This is a genomic window from Arthrobacter bussei, assembly GCF_009377195.2.
In the GTDB taxonomy this organism is placed as follows: Bacteria; Actinomycetota; Actinomycetes; order Actinomycetales; family Micrococcaceae; genus Arthrobacter_D; species Arthrobacter_D bussei.
This window is the reverse complement of the sequence record NZ_VJXX01000001.1, coordinates 893,364-918,101: the sequence shown is the minus strand read 5'-3', so window position 1 is coordinate 918,101 and position 24,738 is coordinate 893,364. Positions and strand designations below refer to the sequence as shown.

Below are 24,738 nucleotides of genomic sequence, written 5' to 3'. Positions count from 1 at the left end.
ACGAAGTGCCTCCTGCGGATGATCGTCCGCATCGGGACCGTCGCCGGCACGTCCCGACGCACCATGACCCAGGAGTCCCGATGTCCCTCATCCCCCGCGTGCTCGCTGCAGGAGGGCTGCTCGCCGTACCGGCCCTCCTCGCCGTGGGAAGCCAGGCCCTGAGCCGACCCGCGGAGGTGCCGCCGGTGGAGCCGCGCACGGTGGTGGTCGATCTCGCCCGGACCACCGGAGCGGGTTCCGGGGTGGACGACGGCGCCGCCGCGACGCCGCCCGCATCCGAACCACCTGCGGCCGCGCCGGCGATACCGTCCACCCCTCCTCCTGCCCCGGCTCCGGACTCGTCCGCCGCACCTCAGCCGAGCCCGGCACCGATCTCACCGGACCCCGCACCGGACCCCGCACCGGCTCCCGCACCGGCTCCCGCACCGGCTCCCGCCCCCGTGGCTCCTCCGCTACAGGAGACTCCCGGCCTGGTAGAACGCCAGGTGCTCGGCGACGACGACGACGACGGAGCCGGGGACGGCGATGACGGCGCGGAGGACGGGAACGCCCCTGAGGAGATCGACGACGACGCAGCCACGACCGGGGAGGACTGATGTCCACCGATGTGGGCGGTAGCGGGCCGGCGTCCGCCCCGGTACCGGATCCGAACCCGGCCGGGCGGGTCACCAAACCCCTCGGTGGATCGCCGGTATCGGCGCGGTGGCGCATCGTGGGATGGATCGTCCTCACCACGGCCCTCGCGCTGATCGCCCTGCTCGTCACCGTCCGGTCACTGCTGATCGCGGGTGTGGACAGGGATGCGAACGACGACGTGGTGCAGGAGATCCAGGAGTTCACCACGTTCGCCGGTGAGGCTGTGGACCCCTTGACCGCGCAGCCGTACACGTCCGTCGGTGAGCTGCTCGAGCGGTACCTGTCGCGCCAGAACGCGTCGGCCGGGGAGGTGATCCTCGGCGTCACCGGTGACGAGGTGCTCTATCTCGGATCATCCGGACGCGGCAACGACGAGACCTACCGGCTGTCCGCCGACACGGACCTGCTGCAGGACCTCCGCGAGGATCCGTCCGCCTCCGGTGTCCGGGAGACGGCCGCCGGCACCATGCGCTGGGGGAAGGTGGAGGTCGAGGCCGGTACCGAGGACGGGACACTCATCACCGCCGCCTTCACCCGAGGCGGGTACGCACAGGTCCAGGAGACCGTCACCGTGATCTTCTTCGTCGCGCTCGGGGGACTGCTGTTCACCGCGGGGATCGCGTGGCTGGTCGCCGGCCAGATCCTGCGGCCGATCAGGGACGTGCGGCGCGTGGCCACCGAGATCACCGAGTCCGATCTCACGGCGCGCGTGCCGGTGCAGGGCCGGGACGACGTCGCAGCCCTCGCCTCCACCTTCAACGACATGCTGGACCGGCTCGAGCACGCCTACGTGACGCAGCGGAACTTCATCGACGACGCCAGCCATGAGCTGCGGACACCGATCACCGTGATCCGCGGCCACCTCGAGCTCATCGACGATGATCCCCGGAGCCGCGCCGCCACGCTGGCACTCGTCGACGGCGAGCTCTCCCGTATGGCGCGGATCGTGTCCGACCTCCTGCTGCTGGTGAAGGCCGAACGGCCTGACTTCGTCCAGGCGGCACCGGTGGACGTCGCCGTCCTGATGCTGGACCTCGAAGCGAAGATGCAGGCCCTCGGTGACCGGCGTTGGCTGCTCATGGAGGTCGCGGAGGGCGCTGTCGCGCTCGACAGTCAACGGATCACCCAGGCAGTGCTCCAACTCGGGGCGAACGCCGTGCAGTACACCCCCGAAGATTCCGACGTCAGGATCGGTTCCGCGTACGAGGGCGCCGGCCCTGACCGGCAGCTGCGGATCTGGGTCGAGGACGCCGGGCCGGGTGTCACCGAGGAGGAAGCTGCCGTGATCTTCGAACGCTTCGAGCACGGCTCGGCCAACTCCCTGCCGGCCGACAGGCGCAGTGCCGGTCAGCGTGGGGGCGCCGGTCTCGGTCTGGCGATCGTCCGGGCGATCGCCGACGGCCACGCCGGCTCTGCCTGGGTGCGCAGCTAACCAGGCAACGGCGCGACGTTCGGGCTGCTGCTTCCCGCGCCGGAGAACGCCACGGTGCGGCCGGCGGTGGAGCCGCCGTCCCGTCCACTCGGACCACCCATGGTCCGGGCGGCCGGCAACGGCGCGCCGGGGCACCACGAGCCGACGCCCATCACCGCTTCGCTCCCCGTCATCGGGAGCACGACACCGCAAGGAGCACCATGAGCCGCATCCTGGTCGCCGAGGACGATCCTCACGTCGCATCCTTCGTGCAGAAGGGACTGCAGGCTGCCGGTTACTCGACCGAGCACGCCGCCGACGGCGAGACCGCGCTCATCCTGGCACGGGCGTCCGGTTTCGATCTCATCATCCTCGACATCGGGCTACCACTGCTGGACGGTTTCGAGGTCCTCGCCCAGATCAGGGGTGAGGGGGTGTCGACACCGGTGATCGTCCTGACCGCCAGGGACAGTGCGCTCGACACGGTCGCAGGGCTGGAGGGCGGCGCGAACGACTACGTCACGAAACCGTTCCACGTCGCCGAGCTCATCGCCCGGATCCGCCTGCGCCTCGCCGACCACATCCCCGCAACGAGCGGCGCGGTGATCGAGCACGGCGGGCTGTCCCTCGACCTCCACTCCCGGCGCGTGCGGATCGGCGACGAGATCGTCGAACTGACAGCGCGCGAATTCGCCATCCTGGAGGTCTTCCTGCGCAATCCGGACCGCGTCATCTCCCGCGAGCAGCTGCTCAACCATGTATGGGGCTACAACTTCGATCCCGGGTCGAACGTGGTCGACGTCTACGTCCGGGCCCTCCGCGGCAAGATCGGCTCCTCGCGGATCGAGACGATCAGGGGAGCGGGGTACCGGCTGCCATGAGCGTGATCGAACACATCACCACGCCCCCGCCACGGGGAACGGGTACTCCCGGCGCCGCACCGTCGTCCACCGGGGTTACCGGTGGCTCCGTCCGCCAGACCGTCGTCCGGGCAGTTGCGGCACTGGTCGGCCTCCTGATCGCAGCGGGCGTCATCATGGCCGCCCAGCAGCCCGGCACGGGGCTCTCCCCGCAGGGGGCTGTCACGCTGATGGTCTTCATCCTCGCCGTGTGGTTCTGGATCTTCACCGCCATCGATGACACCTACATCGCACTGGGGGCGGCGACCGTCCTGGTCCTCACGGGCACGATGGACACCGCCTCGCTCTTCTCGACCCTGGGTGAGGAGACGATCTGGCTGCTCCTGGCCGCCTTCGTGATCGCGGCAGGGGTACGAGCCTCCGGGCTCGCCAATCGGGGCGCGGCCTTCATCATCGCGGGGGCGACCACGCCGCGGCAGCTCGCCCACCTGGCCACCCTCGCCCTCGTGGTCACCACCTTCGCGGTCCCGTCGACCTCCGGCCGCGCCGCCCTGGCGCTGCCGGTCTTCCTCGCCCTGCGGCACGCCCTGGGGGAGCGGAAGGCCCTGATCAAGGCCCTGGCGATCCTCTTCCCCTCGGTGATCCTGCTCTCGGCCGTCGGCTCGTTCCTCGGTGCCGGAGCGCACCTGATCACGAGCCAGATCCTCGAGACGGCCACCGGGGAGAGCTTCGACTTCGCCACCTGGCTCCTGCTCGGCCTGCCGCTGGCGCTGGTCGCCTCGCATGTCTGCGCGGAGATCGTACTGCGCATGTTCACCTCGGCTGCTGATCGCACCGAGCGCCTCGGCATCAGTGCCAGGGACCTCGAGCGGCATTCCGCCACTCCCGTCACAGGGCCCCTGACCGTCGCCGAGTCCCGGGCCGCCCTCCTGCTCGGTGCCGTCGTCGTGCTGTGGTGCACCGAGCCCCTGCATGGGCTGGACCCGGCCCTCGTGGCACTGATCGGGGCCCTGATCGCGGCCTCGCCGAGCTACGGCTCCGTGGAACTGGCCAAGGGGCTCAAGTCCGTGCCATGGTCACTCCTGCTCTTCATGGCCGCGACCCTCGCCCTCGGCAACGCCCTGGTGTCCACGGGTGCCGCCGAGTGGCTGGCCGGCGGAGTGCTGGAGCCGATCCGGTCCCTGGGAGCCGCTGCGGCACCCCTCTTCGTGGTCCTCGTGGTGCTGCTGTCCACCTTCGCGCACCTGGTCATCCAGAGCAGGTCCGCGCGCTCGGCCGTCCTGATCCCGATCGTGATCGCCCTGTCTCCCGCCGTCGGCGTGGACCCGATGGCCGCGGCCTTCGCCTCCACCGCCGCAGCCGGGTTCTGCCACACCCTCACGAGCTCGGCCAAGCCGGTGGCGATGTTCGCCGCCGTGGACGACGTCGAGACCTATGCGGCCAGGGATCTCCTCCGCCTGTCCTCGCTCCTGGCACCCGTCAACGTGGTCCTCGTGCTGCTCTTCAGCTTCCTCGTCTGGCCGCTCCTGGGCCTCCCGCTCTTCCCCTGACCACCTGCACCACCTGCACCACCTGCACCACCTGCACCTGCATCGTCGACCCCGACCCGCCACACCCCGAGGAGAGCCACCATGTCAGTTCCCCAGCGCGTACTCATCGCCCCGAGCGGCTTCAAGGAATCCCTGAGCGCCGAGACGGTGGCCCGCTCCATCGCCGCCGGCGTCCGGCGCGTCCTCCCCGGCGTGCAGATCACGGCGGTGCCGATCGCCGACGGCGGTGAGGGCACCGCGGCGACCCTCGCAGCGGCAACGGGCGGCGTGCTGGTACCGGTGAACGTCACCGGTCCGGTGGGCGAACCGGTGGAGTCCCACTTCGCGAGGCTCGGTGGCAGTGCCGCGGGGACGGCCGTGGTCGAGATGGCGGCCGCTGCCGGACTCCGACTCGTCCCCCGCACGCTGCGCGACCCGGGCGCCACCACCACCTACGGGGTGGGAGAGCTGATCCGCGCAGCGCTGGACGAGGGTCTGCGCACGATCATCATCGGGTGCGGCGATTCCGGGACGAGCGACGGCGGCGCCGGTGCCCTGCAGGCCCTCGGTGCCCGCGTCCTCGACAGCAGGGGCCGGGTCCTCCCCTCCGGCGGTTCCGCGCTCATCGACGCGGACCGGCTGGACCTCTCCGACCTGCACCCCGCCGTGCAGGAGGCCACCCTGATCGTGGCCTGCAACCAGCACAACGTCCTCTGCGGCAAGAAGGGCGTGGCACGGGTCTTCGGGCCGCAGAAGGGAGCCTCCCCGCAGCAGGTGGAGGACCTCGCCAAGGCCATGCGGCAGTGGGCCCGGGTGCTCGGGCGGGACGGCCTGGCCACCGGTGTCGACTACCGGTCGGGTCCGGGCACGGGAGCCTCGGGGGGTCTCGGCGCCGGACTCGCCGCCCTCGGAGCGAAGCTGGTGCCGCGCTTCGAAGCCCTCATCGACAGCGGACTCGCAGGGCTGGATCTCGAGACGTTGATGCGCGGCACCGACCTCGTGATCACCGCAGAGGGCGCGATCGACTTCCAGACCCCCAACGGCAAGGTCCCGGCCGTGATCGCCCACCGGGCACAGCTCGCAGGCGTCCCCGTCCTGGCCCTCGCCGGTTCACTGGGCAAGGGAGCGCCGGACGTGCATGACATCGGCATCGACGCCATCGCCTCCATCATGACCATTCCCATGAACCTCGAGGACGCCGTGGCCAACGGCGAGCAGCTCCTCATCGAGGCGACGGAGCGCACTATGCGGCTGCTCCTCCTGGGTGCGGCGGTGTCCTCGTCCATCGATGCGCGACGCCTCGCTGTCCCGTCCGCCTGACACCGATCGAGGGGGCTCCCACCAGACCGCCGTGGGTGCGCTGACCGCTGGCCCTGGCCTGAGCCGCACCCGGCCTGAGGCGGTGGTCCGTCACCGCTCGGCCGACGCCGGCACGAGGACCCCCTGCATCGCTGGGAACTGCTGGGACACCCCGTCCACCAGCCCGATGCGCCGTCCTGCCGGGTGCCCGCCGGACAACCAGTCCCGAGCGTCACAGGTCCGGGCGAAGTACCGGGTGTGGCTCCTGGACTGCGCGATGAAGGCGGCCAGCACCCTGTCCACCGGGTCGCTCCCTGTCAGGGCGATCGGTCCGGCGTGGTGGTAGGCGACGAGCATCTGGCGCGCGTCCGGCGTGATGTGGCGGACCAGGTCCAGGTGGATGAGCAAGGGACGGGACCGCCAGCGCGGCGCGTGCGTGATCGTGTTGGCGAGCACGTCGAGTTCCGCAGGTCCGATCACGATTCCCGGACGCCAGAGCACCTCGGCGATCCCGGCATCCTGGGTGATCGTGAAGTCCTTCTCGATGGTGTCTCCTTCATCAGGGCGCATGCCGGCAGGCGTGACCTGCTGAAGTCTTCCATCGTCCCGCCCGGCGCGCTACATCGGGGACGGCGTCCGCGTGGTGCGCCAGGCCTCGATCTCGCCGAGCAGCAGGTCGCGTCGTGCCTGGCCGAGGAAGGCGGACCGGACGGAGTTCGAGGCGAGCAGGGCCAGGTCGGCGGGGCCGAACCCGAACACCTCCTCGACCGCGGCGAAGTTGTCGTCCAGGTATCCGCCGAAGTAGGCGGGGTCATCGGAGTTGACCGAGACGTTGAGGCCCCGCTCCAGCATGCGTGGAAGGGGATGGTCGGCGAGGCCGGTGACAGCCCGGAGCCGGACGTTCGAGAGCGGGCACACGGTGAGCGGCACCCGCTCCCCGACGAGCCGCTCCACCAGGGCCTCGTCCTCGAGGCACCGGATGCCGTGGTCGATCCGGTCCACGCGGAGGACATCGAGGGCCTCCCACACGTACGACGGCGGCCCCTCCTCACCCGCGTGGGCGACGCACCGGAGGCCGGCTGCACGGGCGACGTCGTACACCTCCGCGAAGAGCGAGGGCGGGTAGCCGACCTCCGCCGAGTCCAGGCCGATCCCTACGATCGGCGCCTTCATCGCGATGAGGTCACGCAGGACCGCGAGGGCCTCCGCAGCGGGCCGGTCACGCAGGAAGGCCGCGATGAGGAGGGTGCTGATGCCGAACTCGGCCTCGCTCGTGGCAAGAGCCGAAGCTACGCCGTCGACACACGTCTTCAACGGTATCCCGCGGGCGAGGTGGGCCTGCGGGTCCATCATGATCTCCGCATGGCGCACGCCCGCTGCCGCAGCCCTGCGCAGGTAGGCGCGCGTCATGTCGGCGAAGTCCTCCTCGGTCCGCAGCACGTCCATGGTGGCGTAGTACAGGTCCAGGAAGGACTGCAGGTCGGTGAAGGCATACCGTGCGGCCAGGTCGGCGGCGTCCGCGTAGGGGAGGGTGATGCCGTTGCGGGCGGCGAGTGTGAAGACGAGGTCGGGCTCGAGGGTCCCCTCGATATGGAGGTGCAGTTCGGCGCAGGGCGGCAGGGAGGGCATCACCCCAGCCTACGAGAGCCTGCCGGGCAGGGGGGCCGTGCCCGTCGTGGTCAGGCGACGGCCCTGCACGGGCAGCGGGGTCAGCGCCCGGCCGGCTGGTCCGCGTTCCAGCTCGCGAGGAACGGGAGGGTGCGGGCGGTCGGGGAGTCCGGCTGGACGGTGTAGACGATCAGCACCTGCTCGGAGGTCCGGGGCGGCAGGACGGTCTCGATGTCGAAGGACAGTTCACCGGCCACCGGGTGCAGGATGCGCTTGGGAGCCGAGGCGTAGTCCTGGACGCTGTGGTCCGCCCACCAGCGGGCGGCGTCGGGATCGCCGGCGCGGAGCTCGTCGATCAGGGCCACCAGCTGAGAGTCCTCCGGATGACGGCCGAGCTCACCGCGCAGAGCCGCCATGGTCGTGGCGGCGAAATGCTCCCAGTTCACGATCCGCTCACGCGCCAGGGGGTCGAAGAACATGAAGCGCACCAGCGACGACGACGGCGGCAGGTCCCGGAGGACCGCGGTGAGGAGGGTGTTCGTCGCCAGGACCTCGCCGCGGCGCCCGAGGATCAGTGCGGGCACGTGGTCGAGCGTGGTCATGAGGCGGAGCAGTCCGGCATCCGGCCGCTGCGCGGCGGGGGCGTGCGTGCGCCGCGCGGATGTCGGGTCGGCCAGCACGAACAGGTGCGCGCGCTCCACCTCGTCGAGCCGGAGTGCCCGCGCGAGCGCGTCCAGCACGCTGCGGGAGACGTTTGCCTGCCGGCCCTGCTCGAGCCTGCTGTAGTAGTCGGCGCTCACGCCCGCGAGGACGGCCAGTTCCTCCTTGCGGAGGCCGGGGACCCGCCGGGGGCCGGGGAAGGCCTGCATGCCGGCGTCGGTCGGTGTCAGGCCGTCGCGACGCGCGCGGAGGAAGGCGCCGAGCTGGGACCGGTCTGCAGGCATGGCCCAACTCTAGGTCGTGACCGCTCGCCCAGCATGGTCCTGCCATGCCCCGGTTGGTCCTGCTCTGGTTCCTGCTGCGCCTCCCGGACTAGAACAGGACCATGACATCCATCGCTTCACCATCCCCTTCACCATCCCCTTCACCTTCCCCTGCGATGCCCACCCCCCTCGACGGCCGGACGGCCCTCGTCACCGGGGCCACGAGCGGTATCGGTGCGGCGATCGCCCGGACCCTCGCCGCGGCGGGCGCCACCGTCCTGGTGGCCGGCCGCAGCGAGGCGCGCGGCCAGGAGGTCGTGCGGGAGATCGACGACGCCGGCGGCAGTGCGCGATTCCTCGCCGTCGACCTCGGTGCGTCCTATGCCGACCTCCGCGCCTTCACCGCTGAGGCGACCGCCCTGCTCGACGGCCGGATCGACATCCTCGTCAACAACGCCGGCATCTACCCGGCACCCAGCACGCCCGGCCTCTCCGATGCCGACCTCGACGCGATGCTCGCCGTCAACATCCGCGCCCCCCATGTCTTGGCGGCTGAGATCCTGCCGGCGATGGCGGAGCGCGGCAGCGGGGTGGTGGTCAACGTGGGGTCGTGGATGGCCTCGGTCGGGAATCCGTTCGCCGCCCTGTACACGGCGACCAAGGCCGCCGTCGAGCAACTGACACGGTCCTGGTCCGCGGAGTTCGGCCCCCGGGGAGTGCGGGTGAACACCGTGTCCCCCGGCGCGACGCTCACGCCGGGAAACGAGGCCGCTCGCGCGGTGCTGGACGCGATGACTGCCGGGACCCCGGCGGGCGTCGTCGTGCAACCGCAGGACATCGCCGACGGCGTGCTCTTCCTGGCCTCGGACGCGGCGCGCATGGTGCACGGGAGTATCCTCGCCGTCGACGGCGGTATATCCTCGACGCGCGCAGCATGAGGATCGGCCGGCACACCACGACGACGGTCAGGAACATCACGATGAACACGTTCGACTCGCCCTTCACCGCTGCGAGCACCGCCCTCGAGGTGGTGCGGGGTGTCGACCTGACCGGCCGCACCGCCGTGGTCACGGGTGCGGCGTCGGGGATCGGGATCGAGACCGCGCGGGCGCTGGCCCATGCCGGCGCCGACGTGACGATCGCGGTCCGGGACGTCGACGCCGGCCATCGCGTCGCCGGGGACATCACCCGATCCAGCGGCGGCGCCGTCGTGCAGGTGCGTCCGCTCGACCTCGCGGACCTCTCCGCGGTCGATCGCTTCACGGGCGAGTGGTCCGGCCCCCTGCACCTCCTGGTCAACAACGCCGGCATCATGATGACACCCGAACTGCGGACGCCGCTCGGGTGGGAGCTCCAGTTCGCGACCAACCACCTGGGTCACGCCGCGCTCGCGATCGGTCTGCACGGCGCCCTCGCGGCGGCCGGCGGAGCGCGGATCGTCTCCCTGAGTTCCAGCGGGCACGGGATGTCGGACATCGTGTACGAGGACCTCTTCTTCCGGCAGCGGCCCTACGACGCGGGGCACGCCTACGGGCAGTCCAAGACGGCGAACGCACTCTTCGCCGTCGGAGCGACACGCCGCTGGGCGGCGGACGGAATCACCGCGAACGCCGTCATGCCGGGCGGTATCTGGACCAACCTGCAGCGCCACTGGGATCCAAGCGTCCTCGCCGCGACGAAGGCACAGGTGGCCGCCGCGGGGATGAGCGCCAAGACCCCGGAACAGGGCGCGGCGACCTCGGTCTTCGCCGCGGCATCGCCACTCCTGGACGGCGTCGGCGGACTCTACCTCGAGGACTGCCATGAGGCGGAGGTCGTCCCCGCCATCATCGACGGCGTCTCCGGCGTGCGGCCCTACGCCGTGGACCCGGAGAACGCCGACCGGCTGTGGGACGTGACGCTCGACCTGCTGGGCGGGGCGCGCCGCTCCGTGTCCTGAGCGCAGACAGGAGGGCGGGCCCGTACGGGCCCGCCCTCCTGGTGGTCCTGCCGTGCCGCGGGAGGCTCTAGTAGAGCGCTGCCTCGGACTCGGTGGCCGGCGTGACGCCGTGGCCGAGGTTTGCGGCCAGCTTCGCACCGAGTTCTGCGTCCACGTTCGCCCAGTACTGGACGGCCCGGGCGCGGATGTCGTCACTCTGCACGCCACCCACGGCACCGGTGATCGTCTCCAGGAAGCGGGCCCGCTGCGCGTCGTCGAACACGTCGCGGTAGAGGGTCCCGGCCTGGCCGAAGTCGTCGTCCTCGGCGTGCAGCGAGTGCGCGGCGTACACGAGGTCGCCGTCGTTCTCCCAGCCGCCGTGCGCGCCGTACTGCGCCGGGTCGGCCGCGGGTCCACCCACCGAGTTCGGTGCGTAGACCGGCGTGGCGGCGGAGTTGAAGTGGTAGCGCGCGGCACCGTCCTTCGAGTAGTTCCGCACCTCGTTCTTCGGCATGTTGACGGGCAGCTGCGCGTGGTTGGTGCCCACGCGGTAGCGGTGCGCGTCGGCGTAGGAGAAGATGCGGGCCTGCAGCATACGGTCGGGGCTCGCGGCGATGCCGGGGACGAAGTTCGACGGCGCGAAGGTGGCCTGCTCGATCTGCGCGAAGTAGTTCTCCGGGTTGCGGTTCAGCGTGAGCTTGCCGACCGGGATGAGCGGGTAGTCGCCCTGCGGCCACACCTTGGTGAGGTCGAACGGGTTGAAGCGGTATGTCTTCGCATCGTCGTAGGGCATGATCTGGACCTTGAGGTCCCAGCTCGGGTGGTTGCCCTTCGCGATGTTCTCCGAGAGGTCGCGCAGGTGGTGGTCGGCGTCCGAGCCGGCGAGCGCCTCGGCCTCGTCGACGGTGAGGACCTCGTGGCCCTGGTTCGACTTGAAGTGGTACTTGACCCAGAACTTCTCGTCCGACTCGTTGATCCACATGTAGGTGTGCGAGCCGTAGCCGTTCATGGTGCGCCACGAGTTCGGCAGGCCGCGGTCACCCATCAGCCACGTCACCTGGTGGGCCGATTCGGGGCTGAGCGTCCAGAAGTCCCACTGCATGTCGGCGTCCCGCAGGTTGGTTCCGGGCAGGCGCTTCTGGGAGTGGATGAAGTCCGGGAACTTGATGCCGTCGCGGATGAAGAACACCGGCGTGTTGTTGCCCACGAGGTCGTAGTTGCCCTCGGAGGTGTAGAACTTCAGGGCGAAACCGCGAGGATCGCGCCAGGTGTCGGGGGAGCCCTGCTCGCCGGCCACGGAGGAGAACCGCAGGAGGGTCTCCGTCGTCGTGCCCTTCTGGAAGAGCGCGGCGCGCGTGTACATGCTGACGTCCTCGGTGGTCTCGAAGACACCGAAGGCGCCGCCGCCCTTGGCGTGCACCACGCGCTCGGGGACGCGCTCGCGGTTGAACTGCGCGAGCTTCTCGATGAGGTAGTGGTCGGTGAGCGGGATGGCTCCGTCGCGGCCGAGAACCGACGAGTTGCTGTCGTCGATGACGGGTGCGCCGGACTGGGTCGTGCTGAAGTTGGCGGACATGGTGCTCCTATTCCTGTGGTGCGGATGGTGGACGGCTGTGGGCCGCCGAGCGGCAGTCGTCGCAGAGGCCCTGGTACAGGACCTCCGCGATCTGGATGGTCATCCGGGATGCTCCGGGGGACCACTCGGGGGTGAGGCAGGGGGCGTGGCCGACGGCGCAGTCGACGTCCTCGATACGTCCGCAACCGGTGCAGACCGCGTGGTGGTGGTTGTCCCCCACGCGGGTCTCGTACCGGGCGGGGGAGTGCGGCGTCTCGACGCGGCGCAGCAGGCCGATGTCGGTGAGGTCGGCGAGGATCACATAGACGGACTGCACGGTGATGTGGGGCAGGCCGGCCCGGACGGCGGCCGCTGCGTCGTCCGCCGTCGCGTGGGGGAGGCGATCGACGGCGGTGAGGACGGCGAGCCGCTGGCGCGTCACGCGGCGCCCGGCGGAATGCAGTGCGGCAGACCAGAGGGCCTCCCTGTGCTGCTGGGTCATCGCTGCGTGCGTCATGGGACCAGTCAACCAGTAGATCTGAATAACTCACAATAAGGCTCGGCTAAGTTGTGCCCCATGCGCCCGCCCGGGTCGGTACCGTGGACGGGGTGAACCTCATGAGACGCGGCTGGGCCTGGGCGCTGGATTACGCGTACGTCGGGTTCTGGCAGGCGCACGCCTTCCTCGTCCGGGCCGACCCCGCGCAGTACCTGACCCCCGACCCCGGTGCTCCCGAGGGCAAAGCGCCCGTCCTGCTGATCCCTGGCATCTACGAGACCTGGCAGTTCATGCGGCCCGTCGCGAAGCACCTCCACGCAGCCGGCCATCCCGTCCACGTGGTGCAGAAGCTGGGCTACAACCGTGGAACGGTCGAGGCGATGGCACAGCTCGCCGCCGCCTACCTCGAGGAGCACGACCTGACGGACGTGGTGGTCGTGGCCCACAGCAAGGGCGGCCTGATCGGCAAGTTCCTCATGACCATGTCCGGTTCCACCGGGCGCGTGAGCCGACTGGTGGCGATCAATTCACCCTTCTCCGGGTCCGTCTGGGCGAACTTCTTCATCCTGCCGAGCATCCGCGCGTTCTCCCCGCACAACCCGACGCTGCTGAGCCTGCGGAACAACCTGGACCTCAACGGCCGCATCACGTCGATCTACAGCCGCTTCGATCCGCACATCCCCGGTGGCAGCTTCGTCGACGGTGCGCGCAACATCCAGCTCGACACCATGGGCCACTTCCGTCCGATCGCCGATGCGCGGGTCCTCCAGGAGATCGACCGGGCCATCGAGGCGGGGGAACGCGACAGCGCCTGACCGGCCCGGCGGCCGTTCCTTGCGGCCGCGCCACCGGGCGGGCAGGGTAGGGGCATGCGAGGAGTCGAGGACGGCACGCCCGGGGCGGAGGACGTGCTGATCAGCGACCTCGGCCCGCCCCTCCGCGGACCGGTGCCGGCGAGGGAACTCCCGGCACGGCCACGACGCCGTCCGCTCCTCGCCGGCGTCGGGGTCCTGGCCCTGACCGGAGCCGCGTACAGCGCGACGGCGGCCGTGCCGCCATCGGCGGGTCCGCCGGTGCCGGGCATGCCGGCGCGCTACGCGGACGCCGTACCCGCGGTTCCCGGTGGTGCCGGGGTGCCGCTCGACGTCTGCTCCGTGTACCCGGGGGCCTGCCCCTCGCCGCCCGGCATCGGCCTGGACGGGACAGCGCGGTTCCTCCCCGACGAGCTGACCGGGATCACGGGCTCGGTGATCATCTGCGAGCCGTCGACGGGAGCCTGCAGGCCGCTGGACCGGCCCTCCAGGGACGGCGGTACACCGCACACCCAGGACCTCCCTGCCGGCGAGGAACTCGGGGCTCTCGACGATGGCGAGACCTACGCCTACCGCACGGTGCCGCCGGGGCAGCTCGAACTCATGGGCGTCCGGCTGCCGGACGGGGCGGTCCTCCCGGCGGCGCCATAGCGGGTACGTGGGATGGTTGCTGGAGTGAATCATCCCGCCGCTAGACTTCTTCCGTGCCCAGACTCCTCGCCGACATCACCCCGCTGCGGGAGTCGCCGGCGTTCCGTCGGCTCTATGTCGGCACTGCGCTCTCGGCGATCGGCACCCAGCTCACCATCGTGGCCGTCAGCCTGCAGATCTACTCGCTGACGCAGTCCACCCTGAGCGTCGGCCTCCTCAGCCTCTTCGCCCTGGTGCCCCTGGTGGTGGCCGGACTGTACGGCGGCGCGATCGCCGACGCGCAGGACCGCCGCAAGGTCGCGCTGTACTCCGGCTTCGCACTCTGGGCCACCACCATGGCCATCGCGGCGCAGGCCTGGATCGGCGTGGACAGCGTCTGGCTGCTCTATGCGCTGATCGCCGTCCAGTCCGGTGCGGCCGGTATCAACCAGCCCACGCGCAGCTCGATCATCCCGCGCCTCGTGCGGCCGGAACTGCTGCCCGCGGCCAATGCGCTCAGCATGATCACCTTCGGCCTCGCATTCACCGTCGGCCCACTGCTCGCGGGCCTGCTCGTCGCGCAGGTCGGCTACGCCTGGACCTACACGGTCGACGTCGTCACGTTCACCTTCGCGCTCTGGGCGCTCTACCGGTTGCCGCCCCTGCCCCCGGAGGGTCCGCAGCGGCGCGCCGGGCTCGCCACGGTCCTCGAGGGCTTCCGTTTCCTCGGAACCCGGCCCAACATCCGCATGACGTTCGTGCTGGACCTCATCGCCATGATCACCTCGCAGCCCCGGGCGCTGCTCCCCGCGGTCGGGGCGGTACTGATCGGCGGCGGCGAGCTGACGGTCGGGATCCTCCTCGCCTCCGCCGCCTTCGGGTCGGTCCTGGCTGGTCTCTTCTCCGGACCCCTCGGTCGCATCCACCGGCAGGGCCAGGCCGTCATCTGGTCGATCGTCGGGTGGGGGGCGTCGGTGTCGGGTTTCGGCCTCGTCGTCGTGATGGCTGGGTCCTCTTCCCTGCCGACCCCCGGCGAGGGTGAGCTGTCCGTCTGGGTGCTCCCGGCGGCGGCGTGCCTCGTGCTGTCCGGCATCGCGGACTCCATCAGCAGCGTCTTCCGCAACACCATCCTCCAGTCCGCCACGCCGGACGCCATGCGCGGGCGCCTTCAGGGCGTCTTCATCGTGGTCGTCGCCGGAGGACCCCGCCTCGGGGACATGGTGGCAGGCGGCCAGGCCTCATGGCTCGGCGAGGGCTGGACCGCCGTCGTCGGGGGCCTCGCGTGCATCCTCCTGGTGCTCGCCGTCGCTCGGTGGCAACCGCGGTTCGCGCAGTACGACTCGCGGCGCCCCGAGCCCTGACCCCTCGCCCTCCCAGCGCGCGCGCAGAGCCACGTCCTACCATGAAGGGACAGGCAACGACCGTGCGCCGTCCACCCGGACGGAGCGGTCGGCGTCCACAGCGCAAGGAGTACGACGTGCACAACCATTTCAACGGTGCCAAGACGGCGTTGTTGTTCGGCGCCCTCATGGGCATCTTCCTCGTCTTCGGCGCGGTCATCGCGGGAGCGACCGGCAGCTCGATGTTCATCTGGCTGTTCGCCCTGCTCGGTGTCGGCTCGATCGCCTACAGCTACTGGAACAGCGACAAGATCGCCATCCGCAGCATGCGCGCCGTCGAGGTCACGGAGCAGCAGCAGCCCGCCATGTACCGCATCGTCCGCGAGCTGAGCATGCGGGCGCAGAAGCCCATGCCGAGGCTCTATGTCTCGCCCACCCAGGCACCCAATGCCTTCGCCACGGGCCGGAACCCCGAGAACTCGGCGGTCTGCTGCACCGAGGGGATCCTCCAGCTGCTCGACGAGCGCGAGCTGCGCGGTGTCCTCGGCCACGAGCTGATGCACGTGTACAACCGCGACATCCTCACCGGGTCCATCGCGGCGGCGGTAGCCGGCGTCATCACCTCGGTGGCGCAGATGTTCGCTTTCACCGGCATGATGGGCGGGAACCGGAACCAGGGCGGCGGGAACGCGATCGGCGCGCTGCTGCTGGCCGTCCTGGCCCCGCTCGCGGCCGGCCTCATCCAGACGGCCATCGGCCGGACGCGTGAGTTCGACGCCGACGAGGACGGCGCGATCCTCACCGACGATCCGCTGGCCCTCGCCTCGGCCCTCCGCAAGCTCGCGTCCGGCACCCAGCGGGCGCCCCTGCCGCAGGACCAGCGCCTGGTCAACACCTCACACCTGATGATCGCCAACCCCTTCAAGGGCGGCGGGGTGGGCAAGCTGTTCGCGACGCACCCGCCGATGGACCAGCGCATCGCACGCCTCGAGGGCATGGCCGGGCGGCCGCGGGGCTGATCCCCGACAACCCGGCATGACGACGGCGGCCCACCTCCTTGGGGAGGTGGGCCGCCGTCGTCGTGGGGGGTGGCGCGTATCAGCGCATATTGACGAACTGGAGGTCGGCTTCCTCGAAGCCGCGCAGGAGGGTCATGGTCTCCTGCAGGTCGTCTCGGGACTTCGAACTGACCCGCAGCTCGTCCCCCTGGATCTGGGACTTCACGCCCTTGGGGCCCTCGTCGCGGATGAGCTTGTTGATCTTCTTCGCGATGTCCTGGGCGATGCCCTCCTTGATGGAGGTCTCCAGGCGGAACTCCTTGCCCGACGGGAAGGGCTCGCCGGTGTCGAGGGACTTCAGGGAGATGCCGCGCTTGATCATCTTGGACTGCAGGACGTCGAGGACGGCCAGCACGCGCTCCTCGGAGTTCGCCTTCATCAGGATCTTCTCGCCGCTGAAGTCGACCTCCGCGCCGACCCCCTTGAAGTCGTACCGCTGGGCGATCTCCTTCTGCGCCTGGTTCAGCGCGTTGGCGACCTCCTGCTTGTCCACTTTGCTGACGACGTCGAACGTGGATTCGCTAGCCACGATGCCTCCTGGGGTGATGGGGATTCTTGCCCCCAAGACTATCCGCAACGCCCGTCGCGGAGCGCGCGCGGTCTCACAGGAAGCGGACAGCCGTCTCCGGGTACGTCCCCACGGACGAGTGGAACGGTTGGTCCTACCACCTGAGATCCGAGGAGCCAGAACGATGCTCGAAACTGCCCGCCGACGCTACCGGGTCCGCCTTCGCCGGGCCGTGGCCGGCTCGTTCCTGGCCGCCGCGAGTGCGGCGGCCCTCTCGGGAATGGCTACGGCGCCGGCCCTCGCCGTCGCGCCGTCGTCCGTCGTCGAGACCGCCGACGTCGCGGAGCCCACGGACTACGACACCGGCGGCGTGGTCCACGGGGTCGACACGGGTTCGACCGTCGGTCTCACTGCGCCCGCCCTGCCCGCTCTACCCGTGATCGCCGGTCCTGCCGTCGCCGGTATCGCCGGTGCCGGGCCGACCGCCGCCGAGCGCCTGGCCGGGGTGCGTTCCGACCTCGACCAGGCCGTCCTCCTCCGCCTCGTGACGTCCGAGCAGGCCGACGGGTTCTACGCGCAGATCCAGCGCCGGATCGCCGCCGGTCTCTGAGCTCCACCGTCCCCTGGCGGACTCCGGACGCGGTACCTCGGGCCGATTCGTCACCGGGCTGGTTTGTCTGTAAAGTTGTCTTGCCCGCGCTTGCTGCGGGCGGTCTTCCTGTGAAGACGTTCGGCAGATTACCCGAGCGGCCAAAGGGGGCTGACTGTAAATCAGCTGGCAACGCCTACGGGGGTTCGAATCCCTCATCTGCCACAGCAAGGAGAGGCCGGTACATCCGCTGGGAACAGCGGAGGTACCGGCCTTTCGTGTTGAAGCTCCCGTACTCCCTCGTTGCCCTCCCGGCGCACGCTCGCCCGATGGCTACCGGAGGCGGGGCATCCCGAGCAGCGGGCGGGACAGGGCCGACCGGTTGATCACCAGGGCGACGGTCCACGGCACCACGAGTGCCGTGACGAGGACCCAGGCGGAGCGTTCGGCATCGGGGATGTCCAGCAGCCAGAGGACGTACGTGTGGGTCAGGACGACCATCAGGCACCCGACGGCAAGACGGGTCGATCCCACATGAACGCCTTCAGGCAGCCGCGTGAAGAGCCCTTCGAGGATCAGGAGGAGCCCGCCACTGATCAGCACGGCGACCACGATGCTGAGGGCCGGGGTGCCGAGTTCGCCGTACTTGATGTCCAGGTGCTCCGACGCTCCCGCGAGGATCGGGGCCGTGCCGGCCAGCAGGCACACCGCACCCGTGCGGACCGGGTGCCGGACGCGGTCGCGGACGTGCTGCAGCCCCTGGCCCGCGAGCATGAAGACGAGAGCCGCACCGGCGACCCCGACCGACAGGGGTAGCGGAGCGAGGACGTCGCCGAAGCGGTGGATGACCGCGGTGATCCCGATGATGATCGCGACCCGGACCGCGAGGGGGACGGCTTCGAGCGCCCGGTAGGCGACCGCCGAGAGGAACAGGGCGGGCATGAACCAGTACGCACCGAAAGGTCCCGCGTTCTCCGAGCCGCCGACGAGGGGCAGCGCCACCCCATCGGCCGTCAGCTGACCTCGATGGTCGAGCATGACGAGATGCAGGACGAGGGTCAGCCCGAGCCACGCGACGTAGGGAACCATGATGGTCGCGAACCGCCTCCTGGCCTCCGCGGGGACAGCCCGCCGGCTGCCCGGCCCGCGAGGCTTCCAGAGGTACCCCGAGAGCAGGAAGAAGGCGGGCACGTGCCACGTGTACAGGCCTGCATCGACGAGCGGCCCCGACCACACATGTCCGGCGACGATCCCGGCGACAGCGAGGACCCGGAGGGCGTCGATGGCTCCGGACCGGGACGCCGCACCGGCCGGCGCATACAGGGTTGCCACGTCAGCCTCCGAGGTCTCAGGTGCCCCCGGGATCGATTCTAGGCTCGGCCCGGTCTCCGAAGTCGGCCGGCACCAGTGCCCGACGGCGCGCTATAGTCCGCCCGCCGTCACCTCGTGCGGGCGCTGGGCTCCTCCCGGTCCATGCACTTCTCCGATCTCCCGTCGACCCGGCCATCCCTGCGGGCGTTCTCCACGAAGAGTCGGTAAGCCCACTTAGGGTGGAGACGTATCGGCAGGGGAGGCCACTATCGGGGACACCGCACACACACGCATCGGCTGGTTGGACAGCCTGCGGGGCGTCGCCATCCTGCTCGTCGTCCTGCTGCACGCCGGCGAGGCGCTCCGCGTCGCCGTGGGGCCGACCGCCGGGGTCGACGAGGTCAATCTCTTCCTCGAGCCGTTCCGTATGCCCGTGCTGATGTTCCTCTCGGGCATCCTGCTCCCGCAATCCGTCGCGAAGCCGGGCGGGCAGTACTTCGCCGGCAAGGTCTCCATGGTGGCGTGGCCCTACCTGCTGTGGTCGGTGATCATCCTCGCCGCGAGCGGGGACATCCGCCCGGTGTCCGTGCTGCAGATCTTCTACCTCTCACCGACCTACCTCTGGTACCTGTGGTTCATCCTCGTGTTCTACGCGCTCGCCTACCCGCTGCGCCGCGTACCGCCGCTCGCCGTCGCCGCCGTCGGGCTCGGTGTGTCCCTCCTGCTCCCGGACGGCAGCCGCCCCGAGACCATGGCCTTCCTGTCGGCGTTCTTCTTCTTCGGCGCATGGTGTGCGCAGCATCCGGGTCGCGTCGAGCGCGCGATCCTTCACCCGTGGGTGCTCGTCGTGGCGACAGGATCCGCGGTCGCGGTCGGTCTGCTCAACGTCTTCGACCACGAGGTCCTCTATCGCGCGGAGTACGTGTGGGGCGTCGTCGGGGGGCTGGCCGTGGTGTGCTGGGTGTTCCCGCGGCTCGGCACGAACAGGGCGACGTCGGCCCTCGAGTTCGTGGGGCGCTACTCGATCGTGTTCTATGTCGCCCACCTGGGTCCCATCATGATCACGCTGGCCCTGGCCGATGCCCTCGGGATCGCCGGTGCCTGGTTCATGCTGCCGGCCCTGCTCCTGGCCGGTGTGGGGGTCCCGCTCGGGCTCGCCTGGGTGTACTCGATACGGGAGCATGCCTCCGTCAACCTGCTGTTCGAACTGCCTGCGCTGAAGCGGCGACCGCGTGAGCCCGCGCGGCGGACGCGGCGGGCGAGGACCTGATCACCGGGACGGGCAGGTCGGTCCGGGCACGGGCCGCGTCCGTCCTGCCGGGCCGCGCGAGGCGCCGACCCGCGTCAGGGTCGTGCTGAGCAGGAGGTCCTTGGCCGGTCCGGTCACGTCCCAGCGATAGTCGATCCTGTCGCTGCTCCCCACGGCGAAGTCGACACGATAGGTGTCCGGCGGGCAGTCGTGGTGGTCGCGGGCAGATCCTGCGGCGAGGTCGAGACGGCAGAGCAGCCGCCCGTCCTCGAAGAGCACCTCCACCGCCGACCCGATACCCGGCGCGACCCGGTAGGAGCGCGATGCCGGCCCCTCGAAGGACGGCCACCGGACCGTGCCCTGCTCCGCCCAGTGCAGGCCGTCGGCGTCCGGGGTGAACGTCGTGGTCCCCGTGAAGGTCCCGACGGTGTTCGTGCTGCGATCCAGGAGATGCCGCCGCGTGGTCCACGAGCCCAGGAGGAAGCCGATCGGGTCCGGGACAGCGAAGGGCAGAGGGATCACGGGGAGGGCCGGCGGTGCGGCGTCCTGCATGGCGTCCCCCTCGGCGTCGTCGGTTCCCACGCTAGCCCGTCGCGGACCACCGTGCACCTTGTGCGGAACCGGCCGAACTGTTAGGCTACCTAACTATGAGCGCCTCCCCGATTGACTCCGATCTGCTGGTCCTTGCGCAGTCCTTCCGCACCACGCTCCGCCACGCGGTGTACCTGAGCCGGTCGATGGACGGGGACGGTGAGCTCACGACCATGCAGATGAGCACGCTGAGCATGGCCGCCGAGGAGCCGCTCCGCGTGAGCCGCATCGCGGCGAACCTCGGCATCCGTGTCCCCTCTGCCACCGAGCAGATCATCAAGCTCGAGCAGGCAGGTCTCGTGAGCCGCACGCCCGATCCCACGGACTCCCGCGCCGTGCTCGTGCAGCTCACGGAGATGGGCCGCTCCGCCTGGGAGGATGCCGGCCGGCTTCGCAACGAACGCGTCGCGGCGCTCCTGGCACATCTGGACGACGACGACCGCGCCACGCTCGCCGCGGCACTGCCCGTCATCGGCAAGCTGAGCCGTACCGCCTGAGCCACACCGCCTGAGCCGGACCGCCCGGGACGGCGGCCTGGCCGGTGCGGCCGGCACGGCCGGCACAGCCACCCCGCCGTACCGCCCGAGCCGGCGGCTGCAGCGCGTGAGCGGCGCCCCTGCGGGCACCGCTCAGGCGCCCGAACCACCTGACAATGCATCGAGGAGTACCCCAGTGACCACCCATGCCTCCGCAGAGGCGCCAGACAACGCATCCGTCCTCGCCGAGGAGAAGCAGTCCTTCTTCCGCCAGCCAAGGGCCGTCTGGGCCACGGCTCTCGCGGCCGTCTTCGCCTTCATGGGCATCGGTCTCGTGGACCCCATCCTGCCCGCCATCGCCGAGAACCTCGATGCCTCGCCCAGCCAGGTGTCGCTCCTGTTCACGAGCTACTTCCTCGTCACCGCCGTCGCGATGCTCGTCACCGGCGTCATCTCCTCCCGCATCGGAGGCAAGCGGACCCTGCTCCTCGGTCTCGGGCTGATCGTGGTCTTCGCCTCCCTCGCGGGCCTCTCCGGAGACGTGGCCACACTCGTCGGATTCCGCGCCGGCTGGGGTCTCGGCAACGCGCTGTTCGTGGCGACGGCGCTCGCCGTGATCGTCGGGGTCGCCAGCGGGGGCACGGCGACGGCGATCATCCTCTACGAGGCCGCCCTGGGCCTCGGCATCTCGCTCGGTCCGCTGCTCGGGGCGCTGCTCGGCGGCTGGCAGTGGCGAGCACCGTTCTTCGGGACCGCGGGGCTGATGGCCGCGGCCTTCATCGCCCTGGCCGTCCTGCTGCCGGCGACGCCGAAGCCCGCGACACGGACCTCCCTGCGTGATCCGCTGCGGGCCCTGCGGCACCGCGGGCTGCGCACCACGGCCTCGAGCGCCCTGTTCTACAACTACGGCTTCTTCACGATCCTCGCCTTCACGCCGTTCGTCCTCGGGATGGACGCCTACGGCATCGGCGCGGTCTTCTTCGGCTGGGGACTGATGGTCGCGGTCTTCTCCGTCCTGGTGGCCCCCGTCCTCCAGCGGCGGCTCGGCACCACGCGCGTCCTGCTGCTGACCCTCGGCTCCCTCGCGCTGGTCCTCGCGGGACTCACGCTCGCCGCGGAGCGCTCGGTGGCGGCCGTCGTCGTCCTGGTGATCGTCTCGGGAGCCCTGCTCGGCATCAACAACACCCTGTACACGGAGCTGGCGATGGGCGTCTCGGACGCGCCCCGTCCGGTGGCCTCGGCCGGCTACAACTTCGTCCGCTGGCTGGGTGGGGCGCTGGCGCCGTTCGCTGCGACGAAGCTGGCGGAGCTCTACAGCCCGCAGGCCACCTACGGCGTGGCCGCGGCCATGGTGCTCGTCGCGGCGGGCGTGGTGCTGGCCGGTCGGGCCTCGCTCACCCAGGCGGCGGAATAGTCACTCCGCTTCCGGCGCGACGGCGTCATCCTGCGAGGATCGACGTCGTCGTGCCGTCCGCCTCACCCGAGTAGAACCGGTCGAGGACCGCCCTGAACCACGGCTCCTGCGGTGCAGCCTCGTCGAAGAGGGTCATGGAGGACTGCAGCTTGCGGGCGTCGATCCCGCCGAGGATCGCCTGCGGATCGTTCCCGTCCAGCTCGAGTAGCGCGTGGACACACTCCATGAGCCGCGGCCCGAGAACCGGGTGCGCCAGGTAGGCGACCGCCTCGTCGAGCGAGGAGACGGCGTAGCGGACCGACGTCGGACTGCTCCCCAGGCCGGCGACCTGCGGGAAGACGAACCACATCCAGTGTCCCGTCTTGTGGCCCTGCCGCAGTTCCGCGAGCGCCTGGTCGTAGGTGCCGTGCGCGTCCTGGGCTTCGACGAATCGGCTCAGGCGGTAGGGATCGGCGGTCATGCGGGCCTCCGTGGCAGAGCGGTGGTGGTGGGAGCGGAATCTTCATCGGTAGCGAACAGGCCTGACACGGCGCCGGGTCCTCGCTAGCCTTTAAGGATGTCGACAATCAATATCACCGAGGCAAGCTTCCCGGAAACCATCGAGGGCAACGACATCGTGTTCGTCGACTTCTGGGCCGAATGGTGCGGGCCGTGCAAGCAGTTCGCCCCCGTGTACGACGCCGTGTCGCAGCAGCACGAGGACGTCACCTTCGCGAAGGTGGACACCGAGGCCGAGCAGTCCCTCGCCGCAGCCGCGGGCATCACATCGATTCCCACGCTGATGGCCTTCCGCGACAAGGTGCTCGTCTTCTCGCAGCCCGGCGCACTGAACGCCACGCAGTTCGGCGAACTGGTCGACGCCGTGAAGGGCCTGGACATGAAGGCCGTCCACGAGCAGATCGCCCAGCAGCAGCAGCCCGGCGCCGCAGCCGGCGAGTAGCGGAACCCGCGCAGGCTCCGCCCGCTCCGTCTCCACACAGAAGCCCCGCACTCGAGGAGTGCGGGGCTTTCGCTGTCCAGGGACGCCGGGCGGCCGTCAGGCCGTCGCGCCTCAGGCGGACTGGTCCGAGCGGACGGCCTCCGCGGGCTTCGCGAGCAGGGCGCTCAGCGACTCACCGAGGTCCTGGACCGCGGCACCCTTCAGGTGCGTGTCGAGCATCTCGGTGGATTCCCACTGCTCGGTGAGGACGATCCGCTCCTCCTGCGCATCGGTGATCTCGTAGCGGATGCAGCCCGGCTCCTGCACCACCTGCTCGATCGCGATGTCGAGGGCGAGCTTGACGCGGAAGAACTCTCCGTCCAGCGGGGTGAACACGGCGGTGACGTCTACAGGTTGGGTCATGCCTCCCAGCCTAGTGGTGGCCCGGGCACCCCACCCATCGGGGCGGCACCGGGGCGGGATCAGGGGCGGGATCAGGGGCGGGATCAGGGGTGGCGGCGGCGTCCCGTCGGCGTGTCCGCGGCATGGGGACGCCGCCGTCCGATTGCGACCTATCGGCTGCGGTGGTCCTCGGGAGAGAGGCGCGGGCCGAAGGTGGGCTTCCGGAACCCGCTCGAGTAGAGCGAGCGCACCACACGCTGCCGCTGCCCCTTCCAGGGCTTGAGCAGCTCGATCATCCCGGCGTCGTCCGTCCTGCGGCCCGTGAGCGCCGCGCCCACGTAGGCGGCGAGGTGGTAGTCGCCCACGGAGATCGAGTCGGGGCAGCCGTGAGTGCGCTGCACCACCTCCGCGATCGTCCAGACGCCGATCCCGGGAACGGAGCGCAGCCCGGCGCGGACAGCATCACCGCCCGGCCGTGACGCGAGTCGTTCGAGTCCGCTCGCCACGAGCGCGGCCTTGAGGATGGTCGCCGACCGCTTGGAGTCGACGCCGGCGCGGTGCCAGTCCCAGGAGGGGACGCGGCGCCACTGCTCGGGGGTCGGCGGGAGGCGCAGCCCTGCAGGTGCCACCTCACCGGCGCCGGGCGCCGCGTCCCCGTACCGTGCCAGCAGGTAGCGCCATGCCCTCTTGGCCTCGATCCCGGTCACTTTCTGCTCCAGGATCACGCGGGCCACGGTATCGAGCATCCGGCCGGACGCCGGAAGGCGCAGGCCCGGATTGAGGTAGCGGCCCTTGCGGGCCAGTTCTGGCAGCGTGGCGCGGAACTCGGCGGTGTCGAAACCGCTCCAGTCGTCGTCGGCGCCGAGGAGCCGCGGCAGCGTGGCGAGGGCCGCGGAAGCGCCGGGACCCCAGGCCCTCGCCTGCACACGGCTCTGGTTGAGCGACCCGCGCTGCCGGAGGGCGAGCGTCACGGGGCCCTCCACCGTGCGGAAGGCCAGCCAGTGGTCGGGGCCCTGGCTGATGAAGCTCGGATCGTGGGCGCCGCACTGCAGCGTGCCGATCGTCCGCGTGAGGTCGTAGGGCCCCTCGGGTACCCACTCGGCCGCCTCCGCGCCGGAGGGGACGACGGCGGGGGCGATACTCATGCGTCCATGGTGCCACGGGTGCGGCCTCCGGTCGGGGCCGCCACGGCACGCCGAGT

At 70.5% G+C, this 24,738-nt stretch carries 27 protein-coding genes and 1 tRNA gene; 17 read left to right on the top strand and 11 right to left on the bottom strand.

The window, feature by feature from the left end:
- The first annotated feature begins 80 nt into the window (after positions 1 to 80).
- The 5 genes from FNH21_RS04325 to FNH21_RS04305 all read left to right on the top strand — a co-directional run bounded on the left by FNH21_RS04325 (position 81) and on the right by FNH21_RS04305 (position 5,756).
- Positions 81 to 596: a hypothetical protein gene (locus FNH21_RS04325; RefSeq protein WP_191931602.1), complete on the top strand. Its 516-nt coding sequence runs from the start codon at positions 81 to 83 to the stop codon at positions 594 to 596.
- Complete coding sequence (locus tag FNH21_RS04320; protein WP_152812537.1) at positions 596 to 2,068, top strand: sensor histidine kinase; 1,473 nt, start codon at positions 596 to 598, stop codon at positions 2,066 to 2,068. Before FNH21_RS04325 ends, FNH21_RS04320 begins: the two co-directional genes overlap by 1 nt.
- A 200-nt stretch (positions 2,069 to 2,268) precedes the next feature.
- Positions 2,269 to 2,928, top strand: coding sequence for a response regulator transcription factor (locus FNH21_RS04315; RefSeq protein ID WP_152812536.1), 660 nt, complete (start codon positions 2,269 to 2,271; stop codon positions 2,926 to 2,928).
- Positions 2,925 to 4,457 (top strand): SLC13 family permease, encoded by a 1,533-nt coding sequence (locus tag FNH21_RS04310; protein ID WP_152812534.1) that lies wholly within the window; start codon positions 2,925 to 2,927, stop codon positions 4,455 to 4,457. Before FNH21_RS04315 ends, FNH21_RS04310 begins: the two co-directional genes overlap by 4 nt.
- Positions 4,458 to 4,538: 81 nt before the next feature.
- Positions 4,539 to 5,756, top strand: a complete 1,218-nt coding sequence (locus FNH21_RS04305; RefSeq protein WP_152812532.1) for a glycerate kinase family protein — start codon at positions 4,539 to 4,541, stop codon at positions 5,754 to 5,756.
- A 90-nt stretch (positions 5,757 to 5,846) separates the two neighbouring features.
- Here FNH21_RS04305 and FNH21_RS04300 read toward each other — a convergent pair whose 3' ends face one another.
- From FNH21_RS04300 to FNH21_RS04290, 3 genes are all read right to left on the bottom strand, one after another.
- Positions 5,847 to 6,305, bottom strand: a complete 459-nt coding sequence (locus tag FNH21_RS04300) for a hypothetical protein (protein ID WP_152812530.1) — start codon at positions 6,303 to 6,305, stop codon at positions 5,847 to 5,849.
- A 48-nt stretch (positions 6,306 to 6,353) separates the two neighbouring features.
- Complete coding sequence (locus FNH21_RS04295) at positions 6,354 to 7,364, bottom strand: adenosine deaminase (RefSeq protein ID WP_152812528.1); 1,011 nt, start codon at positions 7,362 to 7,364, stop codon at positions 6,354 to 6,356.
- Between the two features lie 80 nt (positions 7,365 to 7,444).
- On the bottom strand, positions 7,445 to 8,287 hold the full coding sequence (locus tag FNH21_RS04290) for a helix-turn-helix transcriptional regulator (protein WP_152812526.1): 843 nt from the start codon (positions 8,285 to 8,287) through the stop codon (positions 7,445 to 7,447).
- A 155-nt stretch (positions 8,288 to 8,442) separates the two neighbouring features.
- Here FNH21_RS04290 and FNH21_RS04285 point away from each other — a divergent pair, with 155 nt between their 5' ends.
- Positions 8,443 to 9,204, top strand: coding sequence for an SDR family NAD(P)-dependent oxidoreductase (locus tag FNH21_RS04285; RefSeq protein WP_206687025.1), 762 nt, complete (start codon positions 8,443 to 8,445; stop codon positions 9,202 to 9,204).
- Entirely contained in the window at positions 9,201 to 10,205 is a 1,005-nt protein-coding gene (locus tag FNH21_RS04280) for an SDR family NAD(P)-dependent oxidoreductase (RefSeq protein ID WP_241742722.1), read from the top strand. The genes FNH21_RS04285 and FNH21_RS04280 overlap by 4 nt, the downstream gene beginning before the upstream one ends.
- A gap of 67 nt (positions 10,206 to 10,272) precedes the next feature.
- On the opposite strand, the gene FNH21_RS04275 is transcribed toward FNH21_RS04280, so the two are convergent.
- Both FNH21_RS04275 and FNH21_RS04270 read right to left on the bottom strand, forming a co-directional pair.
- Positions 10,273 to 11,760, bottom strand: coding sequence for a catalase (locus FNH21_RS04275; protein ID WP_152812522.1), 1,488 nt, complete (start codon positions 11,758 to 11,760; stop codon positions 10,273 to 10,275).
- Between the two features lie 7 nt (positions 11,761 to 11,767).
- A complete protein-coding gene (locus FNH21_RS04270) occupies positions 11,768 to 12,256 on the bottom strand; it encodes a Fur family transcriptional regulator (protein ID WP_422108743.1) in 489 nt (162 codons plus the stop codon).
- Positions 12,257 to 12,357: 101 nt separating this feature from the next.
- On the opposite strand from FNH21_RS04270, the gene FNH21_RS04265 reads away from it, so the two are divergent.
- The 4 genes from FNH21_RS04265 to htpX all read left to right on the top strand — a co-directional run bounded on the left by FNH21_RS04265 (position 12,358) and on the right by htpX (position 16,039).
- The gene (locus tag FNH21_RS04265) at positions 12,358 to 13,053 is read left to right on the top strand and encodes an esterase/lipase family protein (RefSeq protein WP_152813976.1); all 696 of its coding nucleotides are present in this window, start codon (positions 12,358 to 12,360) and stop codon (positions 13,051 to 13,053) included.
- Positions 13,054 to 13,107: 54 nt separating this feature from the next.
- On the top strand, positions 13,108 to 13,701 hold the full coding sequence (locus FNH21_RS04260; protein ID WP_152812520.1) for a hypothetical protein: 594 nt from the start codon (positions 13,108 to 13,110) through the stop codon (positions 13,699 to 13,701).
- Between the two features lie 53 nt (positions 13,702 to 13,754).
- Positions 13,755 to 15,041 (top strand): MFS transporter, encoded by a 1,287-nt coding sequence (locus tag FNH21_RS04255; RefSeq protein ID WP_055767857.1) that lies wholly within the window; start codon positions 13,755 to 13,757, stop codon positions 15,039 to 15,041.
- Positions 15,042 to 15,157: 116 nt separating this feature from the next.
- The gene (htpX, locus tag FNH21_RS04250; protein ID WP_191931600.1) at positions 15,158 to 16,039 is read left to right on the top strand and encodes a zinc metalloprotease HtpX; all 882 of its coding nucleotides are present in this window, start codon (positions 15,158 to 15,160) and stop codon (positions 16,037 to 16,039) included.
- Positions 16,040 to 16,118: 79 nt separating this feature from the next.
- Here the strand turns inward: htpX and FNH21_RS04245 are convergent, their stop codons facing one another.
- The gene (locus FNH21_RS04245; protein ID WP_191931599.1) at positions 16,119 to 16,607 is read right to left on the bottom strand and encodes a YajQ family cyclic di-GMP-binding protein; all 489 of its coding nucleotides are present in this window, start codon (positions 16,605 to 16,607) and stop codon (positions 16,119 to 16,121) included.
- 163 nt (positions 16,608 to 16,770) lie between these two features.
- Here FNH21_RS04245 and FNH21_RS04240 point away from each other — a divergent pair, with 163 nt between their 5' ends.
- Together FNH21_RS04240 and FNH21_RS04235 are read left to right on the top strand one after the other, a co-directional pair.
- Positions 16,771 to 17,196, top strand: coding sequence for a hypothetical protein (locus tag FNH21_RS04240; protein ID WP_152812515.1), 426 nt, complete (start codon positions 16,771 to 16,773; stop codon positions 17,194 to 17,196).
- Between the two features lie 122 nt (positions 17,197 to 17,318).
- Positions 17,319 to 17,400: transfer RNA gene (locus FNH21_RS04235), tRNA-Tyr, on the top strand.
- Between the two features lie 108 nt (positions 17,401 to 17,508).
- Here FNH21_RS04235 and FNH21_RS04230 read toward each other — a convergent pair.
- Positions 17,509 to 18,507, bottom strand: coding sequence for an acyltransferase family protein (locus FNH21_RS04230; RefSeq protein ID WP_152812513.1), 999 nt, complete (start codon positions 18,505 to 18,507; stop codon positions 17,509 to 17,511).
- A gap of 280 nt (positions 18,508 to 18,787) precedes the next feature.
- Here FNH21_RS04230 and FNH21_RS04225 point away from each other — a divergent pair, with 280 nt between their 5' ends.
- A complete protein-coding gene (locus FNH21_RS04225; RefSeq protein ID WP_152812511.1) occupies positions 18,788 to 19,756 on the top strand; it encodes an acyltransferase family protein in 969 nt (322 codons plus the stop codon).
- On the opposite strand, the gene FNH21_RS04220 is transcribed toward FNH21_RS04225, so the two are convergent.
- The gene (locus tag FNH21_RS04220; RefSeq protein WP_152812509.1) at positions 19,757 to 20,317 is read right to left on the bottom strand and encodes a DUF6314 family protein; all 561 of its coding nucleotides are present in this window, start codon (positions 20,315 to 20,317) and stop codon (positions 19,757 to 19,759) included.
- Positions 20,318 to 20,382: 65 nt separating this feature from the next.
- On the opposite strand from FNH21_RS04220, the gene FNH21_RS04215 reads away from it, so the two are divergent.
- Together FNH21_RS04215 and FNH21_RS04210 are read left to right on the top strand one after the other, a co-directional pair.
- Complete coding sequence (locus FNH21_RS04215) at positions 20,383 to 20,823, top strand: MarR family winged helix-turn-helix transcriptional regulator (RefSeq protein WP_152812507.1); 441 nt, start codon at positions 20,383 to 20,385, stop codon at positions 20,821 to 20,823.
- 175 nt (positions 20,824 to 20,998) lie between these two features.
- The gene (locus FNH21_RS04210; protein WP_191931598.1) at positions 20,999 to 22,216 is read left to right on the top strand and encodes an MFS transporter; all 1,218 of its coding nucleotides are present in this window, start codon (positions 20,999 to 21,001) and stop codon (positions 22,214 to 22,216) included.
- A gap of 25 nt (positions 22,217 to 22,241) precedes the next feature.
- Here FNH21_RS04210 and FNH21_RS04205 read toward each other — a convergent pair whose 3' ends face one another.
- Positions 22,242 to 22,676, bottom strand: coding sequence for a DUF1810 domain-containing protein (locus FNH21_RS04205; protein WP_152812503.1), 435 nt, complete (start codon positions 22,674 to 22,676; stop codon positions 22,242 to 22,244).
- A gap of 96 nt (positions 22,677 to 22,772) precedes the next feature.
- On the opposite strand from FNH21_RS04205, the gene trxA reads away from it, so the two are divergent.
- Positions 22,773 to 23,156: a thioredoxin gene (gene trxA / locus FNH21_RS04200; protein ID WP_152812501.1), complete on the top strand. Its 384-nt coding sequence runs from the start codon at positions 22,773 to 22,775 to the stop codon at positions 23,154 to 23,156.
- Between the two features lie 111 nt (positions 23,157 to 23,267).
- On the opposite strand, the gene FNH21_RS04195 is transcribed toward trxA, so the two are convergent.
- Complete coding sequence (locus FNH21_RS04195) at positions 23,268 to 23,558, bottom strand: putative quinol monooxygenase (RefSeq protein ID WP_152812500.1); 291 nt, start codon at positions 23,556 to 23,558, stop codon at positions 23,268 to 23,270.
- A 149-nt stretch (positions 23,559 to 23,707) separates the two neighbouring features.
- The gene (locus tag FNH21_RS04190) at positions 23,708 to 24,682 is read right to left on the bottom strand and encodes a DNA-3-methyladenine glycosylase family protein (protein WP_152812498.1); all 975 of its coding nucleotides are present in this window, start codon (positions 24,680 to 24,682) and stop codon (positions 23,708 to 23,710) included.
- Positions 24,683 to 24,738: the final 56 nt, after the last annotated feature.

Coding starts and splice junctions, on each gene's coding strand:
- FNH21_RS04325 (WP_191931602.1), top strand. CDS start 81: ATGTCCCTCATCCCCCGCGTGCTCGCTGCAGGAGGGCTGCTCGCCGTA.
- FNH21_RS04320 (WP_152812537.1), top strand. CDS start 596: ATGTCCACCGATGTGGGCGGTAGCGGGCCGGCGTCCGCCCCGGTACCG.
- FNH21_RS04315 (WP_152812536.1), top strand. CDS start 2,269: ATGAGCCGCATCCTGGTCGCCGAGGACGATCCTCACGTCGCATCCTTC.
- FNH21_RS04310 (WP_152812534.1), top strand. CDS start 2,925: ATGAGCGTGATCGAACACATCACCACGCCCCCGCCACGGGGAACGGGT.
- FNH21_RS04305 (WP_152812532.1), top strand. CDS start 4,539: ATGTCAGTTCCCCAGCGCGTACTCATCGCCCCGAGCGGCTTCAAGGAA.
- FNH21_RS04300 (WP_152812530.1), bottom strand. CDS start 6,305: ATGCGCCCTGATGAAGGAGACACCATCGAGAAGGACTTCACGATCACC.
- FNH21_RS04295 (WP_152812528.1), bottom strand. CDS start 7,364: ATGCCCTCCCTGCCGCCCTGCGCCGAACTGCACCTCCATATCGAGGGG.
- FNH21_RS04290 (WP_152812526.1), bottom strand. CDS start 8,287: ATGCCTGCAGACCGGTCCCAGCTCGGCGCCTTCCTCCGCGCGCGTCGC.
- FNH21_RS04285 (WP_206687025.1), top strand. CDS start 8,443: ATGCCCACCCCCCTCGACGGCCGGACGGCCCTCGTCACCGGGGCCACG.
- FNH21_RS04280 (WP_241742722.1), top strand. CDS start 9,201: ATGAGGATCGGCCGGCACACCACGACGACGGTCAGGAACATCACGATG.
- FNH21_RS04275 (WP_152812522.1), bottom strand. CDS start 11,760: ATGTCCGCCAACTTCAGCACGACCCAGTCCGGCGCACCCGTCATCGAC.
- FNH21_RS04270 (WP_422108743.1), bottom strand. CDS start 12,256: ATGACGCACGCAGCGATGACCCAGCAGCACAGGGAGGCCCTCTGGTCT.
- FNH21_RS04265 (WP_152813976.1), top strand. CDS start 12,358: ATGAGACGCGGCTGGGCCTGGGCGCTGGATTACGCGTACGTCGGGTTC.
- FNH21_RS04260 (WP_152812520.1), top strand. CDS start 13,108: ATGCGAGGAGTCGAGGACGGCACGCCCGGGGCGGAGGACGTGCTGATC.
- FNH21_RS04240 (WP_152812515.1), top strand. CDS start 16,771: ATGCTCGAAACTGCCCGCCGACGCTACCGGGTCCGCCTTCGCCGGGCC.
- FNH21_RS04215 (WP_152812507.1), top strand. CDS start 20,383: ATGAGCGCCTCCCCGATTGACTCCGATCTGCTGGTCCTTGCGCAGTCC.
- FNH21_RS04205 (WP_152812503.1), bottom strand. CDS start 22,676: ATGACCGCCGATCCCTACCGCCTGAGCCGATTCGTCGAAGCCCAGGAC.
- trxA (WP_152812501.1), top strand. CDS start 22,773: ATGTCGACAATCAATATCACCGAGGCAAGCTTCCCGGAAACCATCGAG.
- FNH21_RS04195 (WP_152812500.1), bottom strand. CDS start 23,558: ATGACCCAACCTGTAGACGTCACCGCCGTGTTCACCCCGCTGGACGGA.
- FNH21_RS04190 (WP_152812498.1), bottom strand. CDS start 24,682: ATGAGTATCGCCCCCGCCGTCGTCCCCTCCGGCGCGGAGGCGGCCGAG.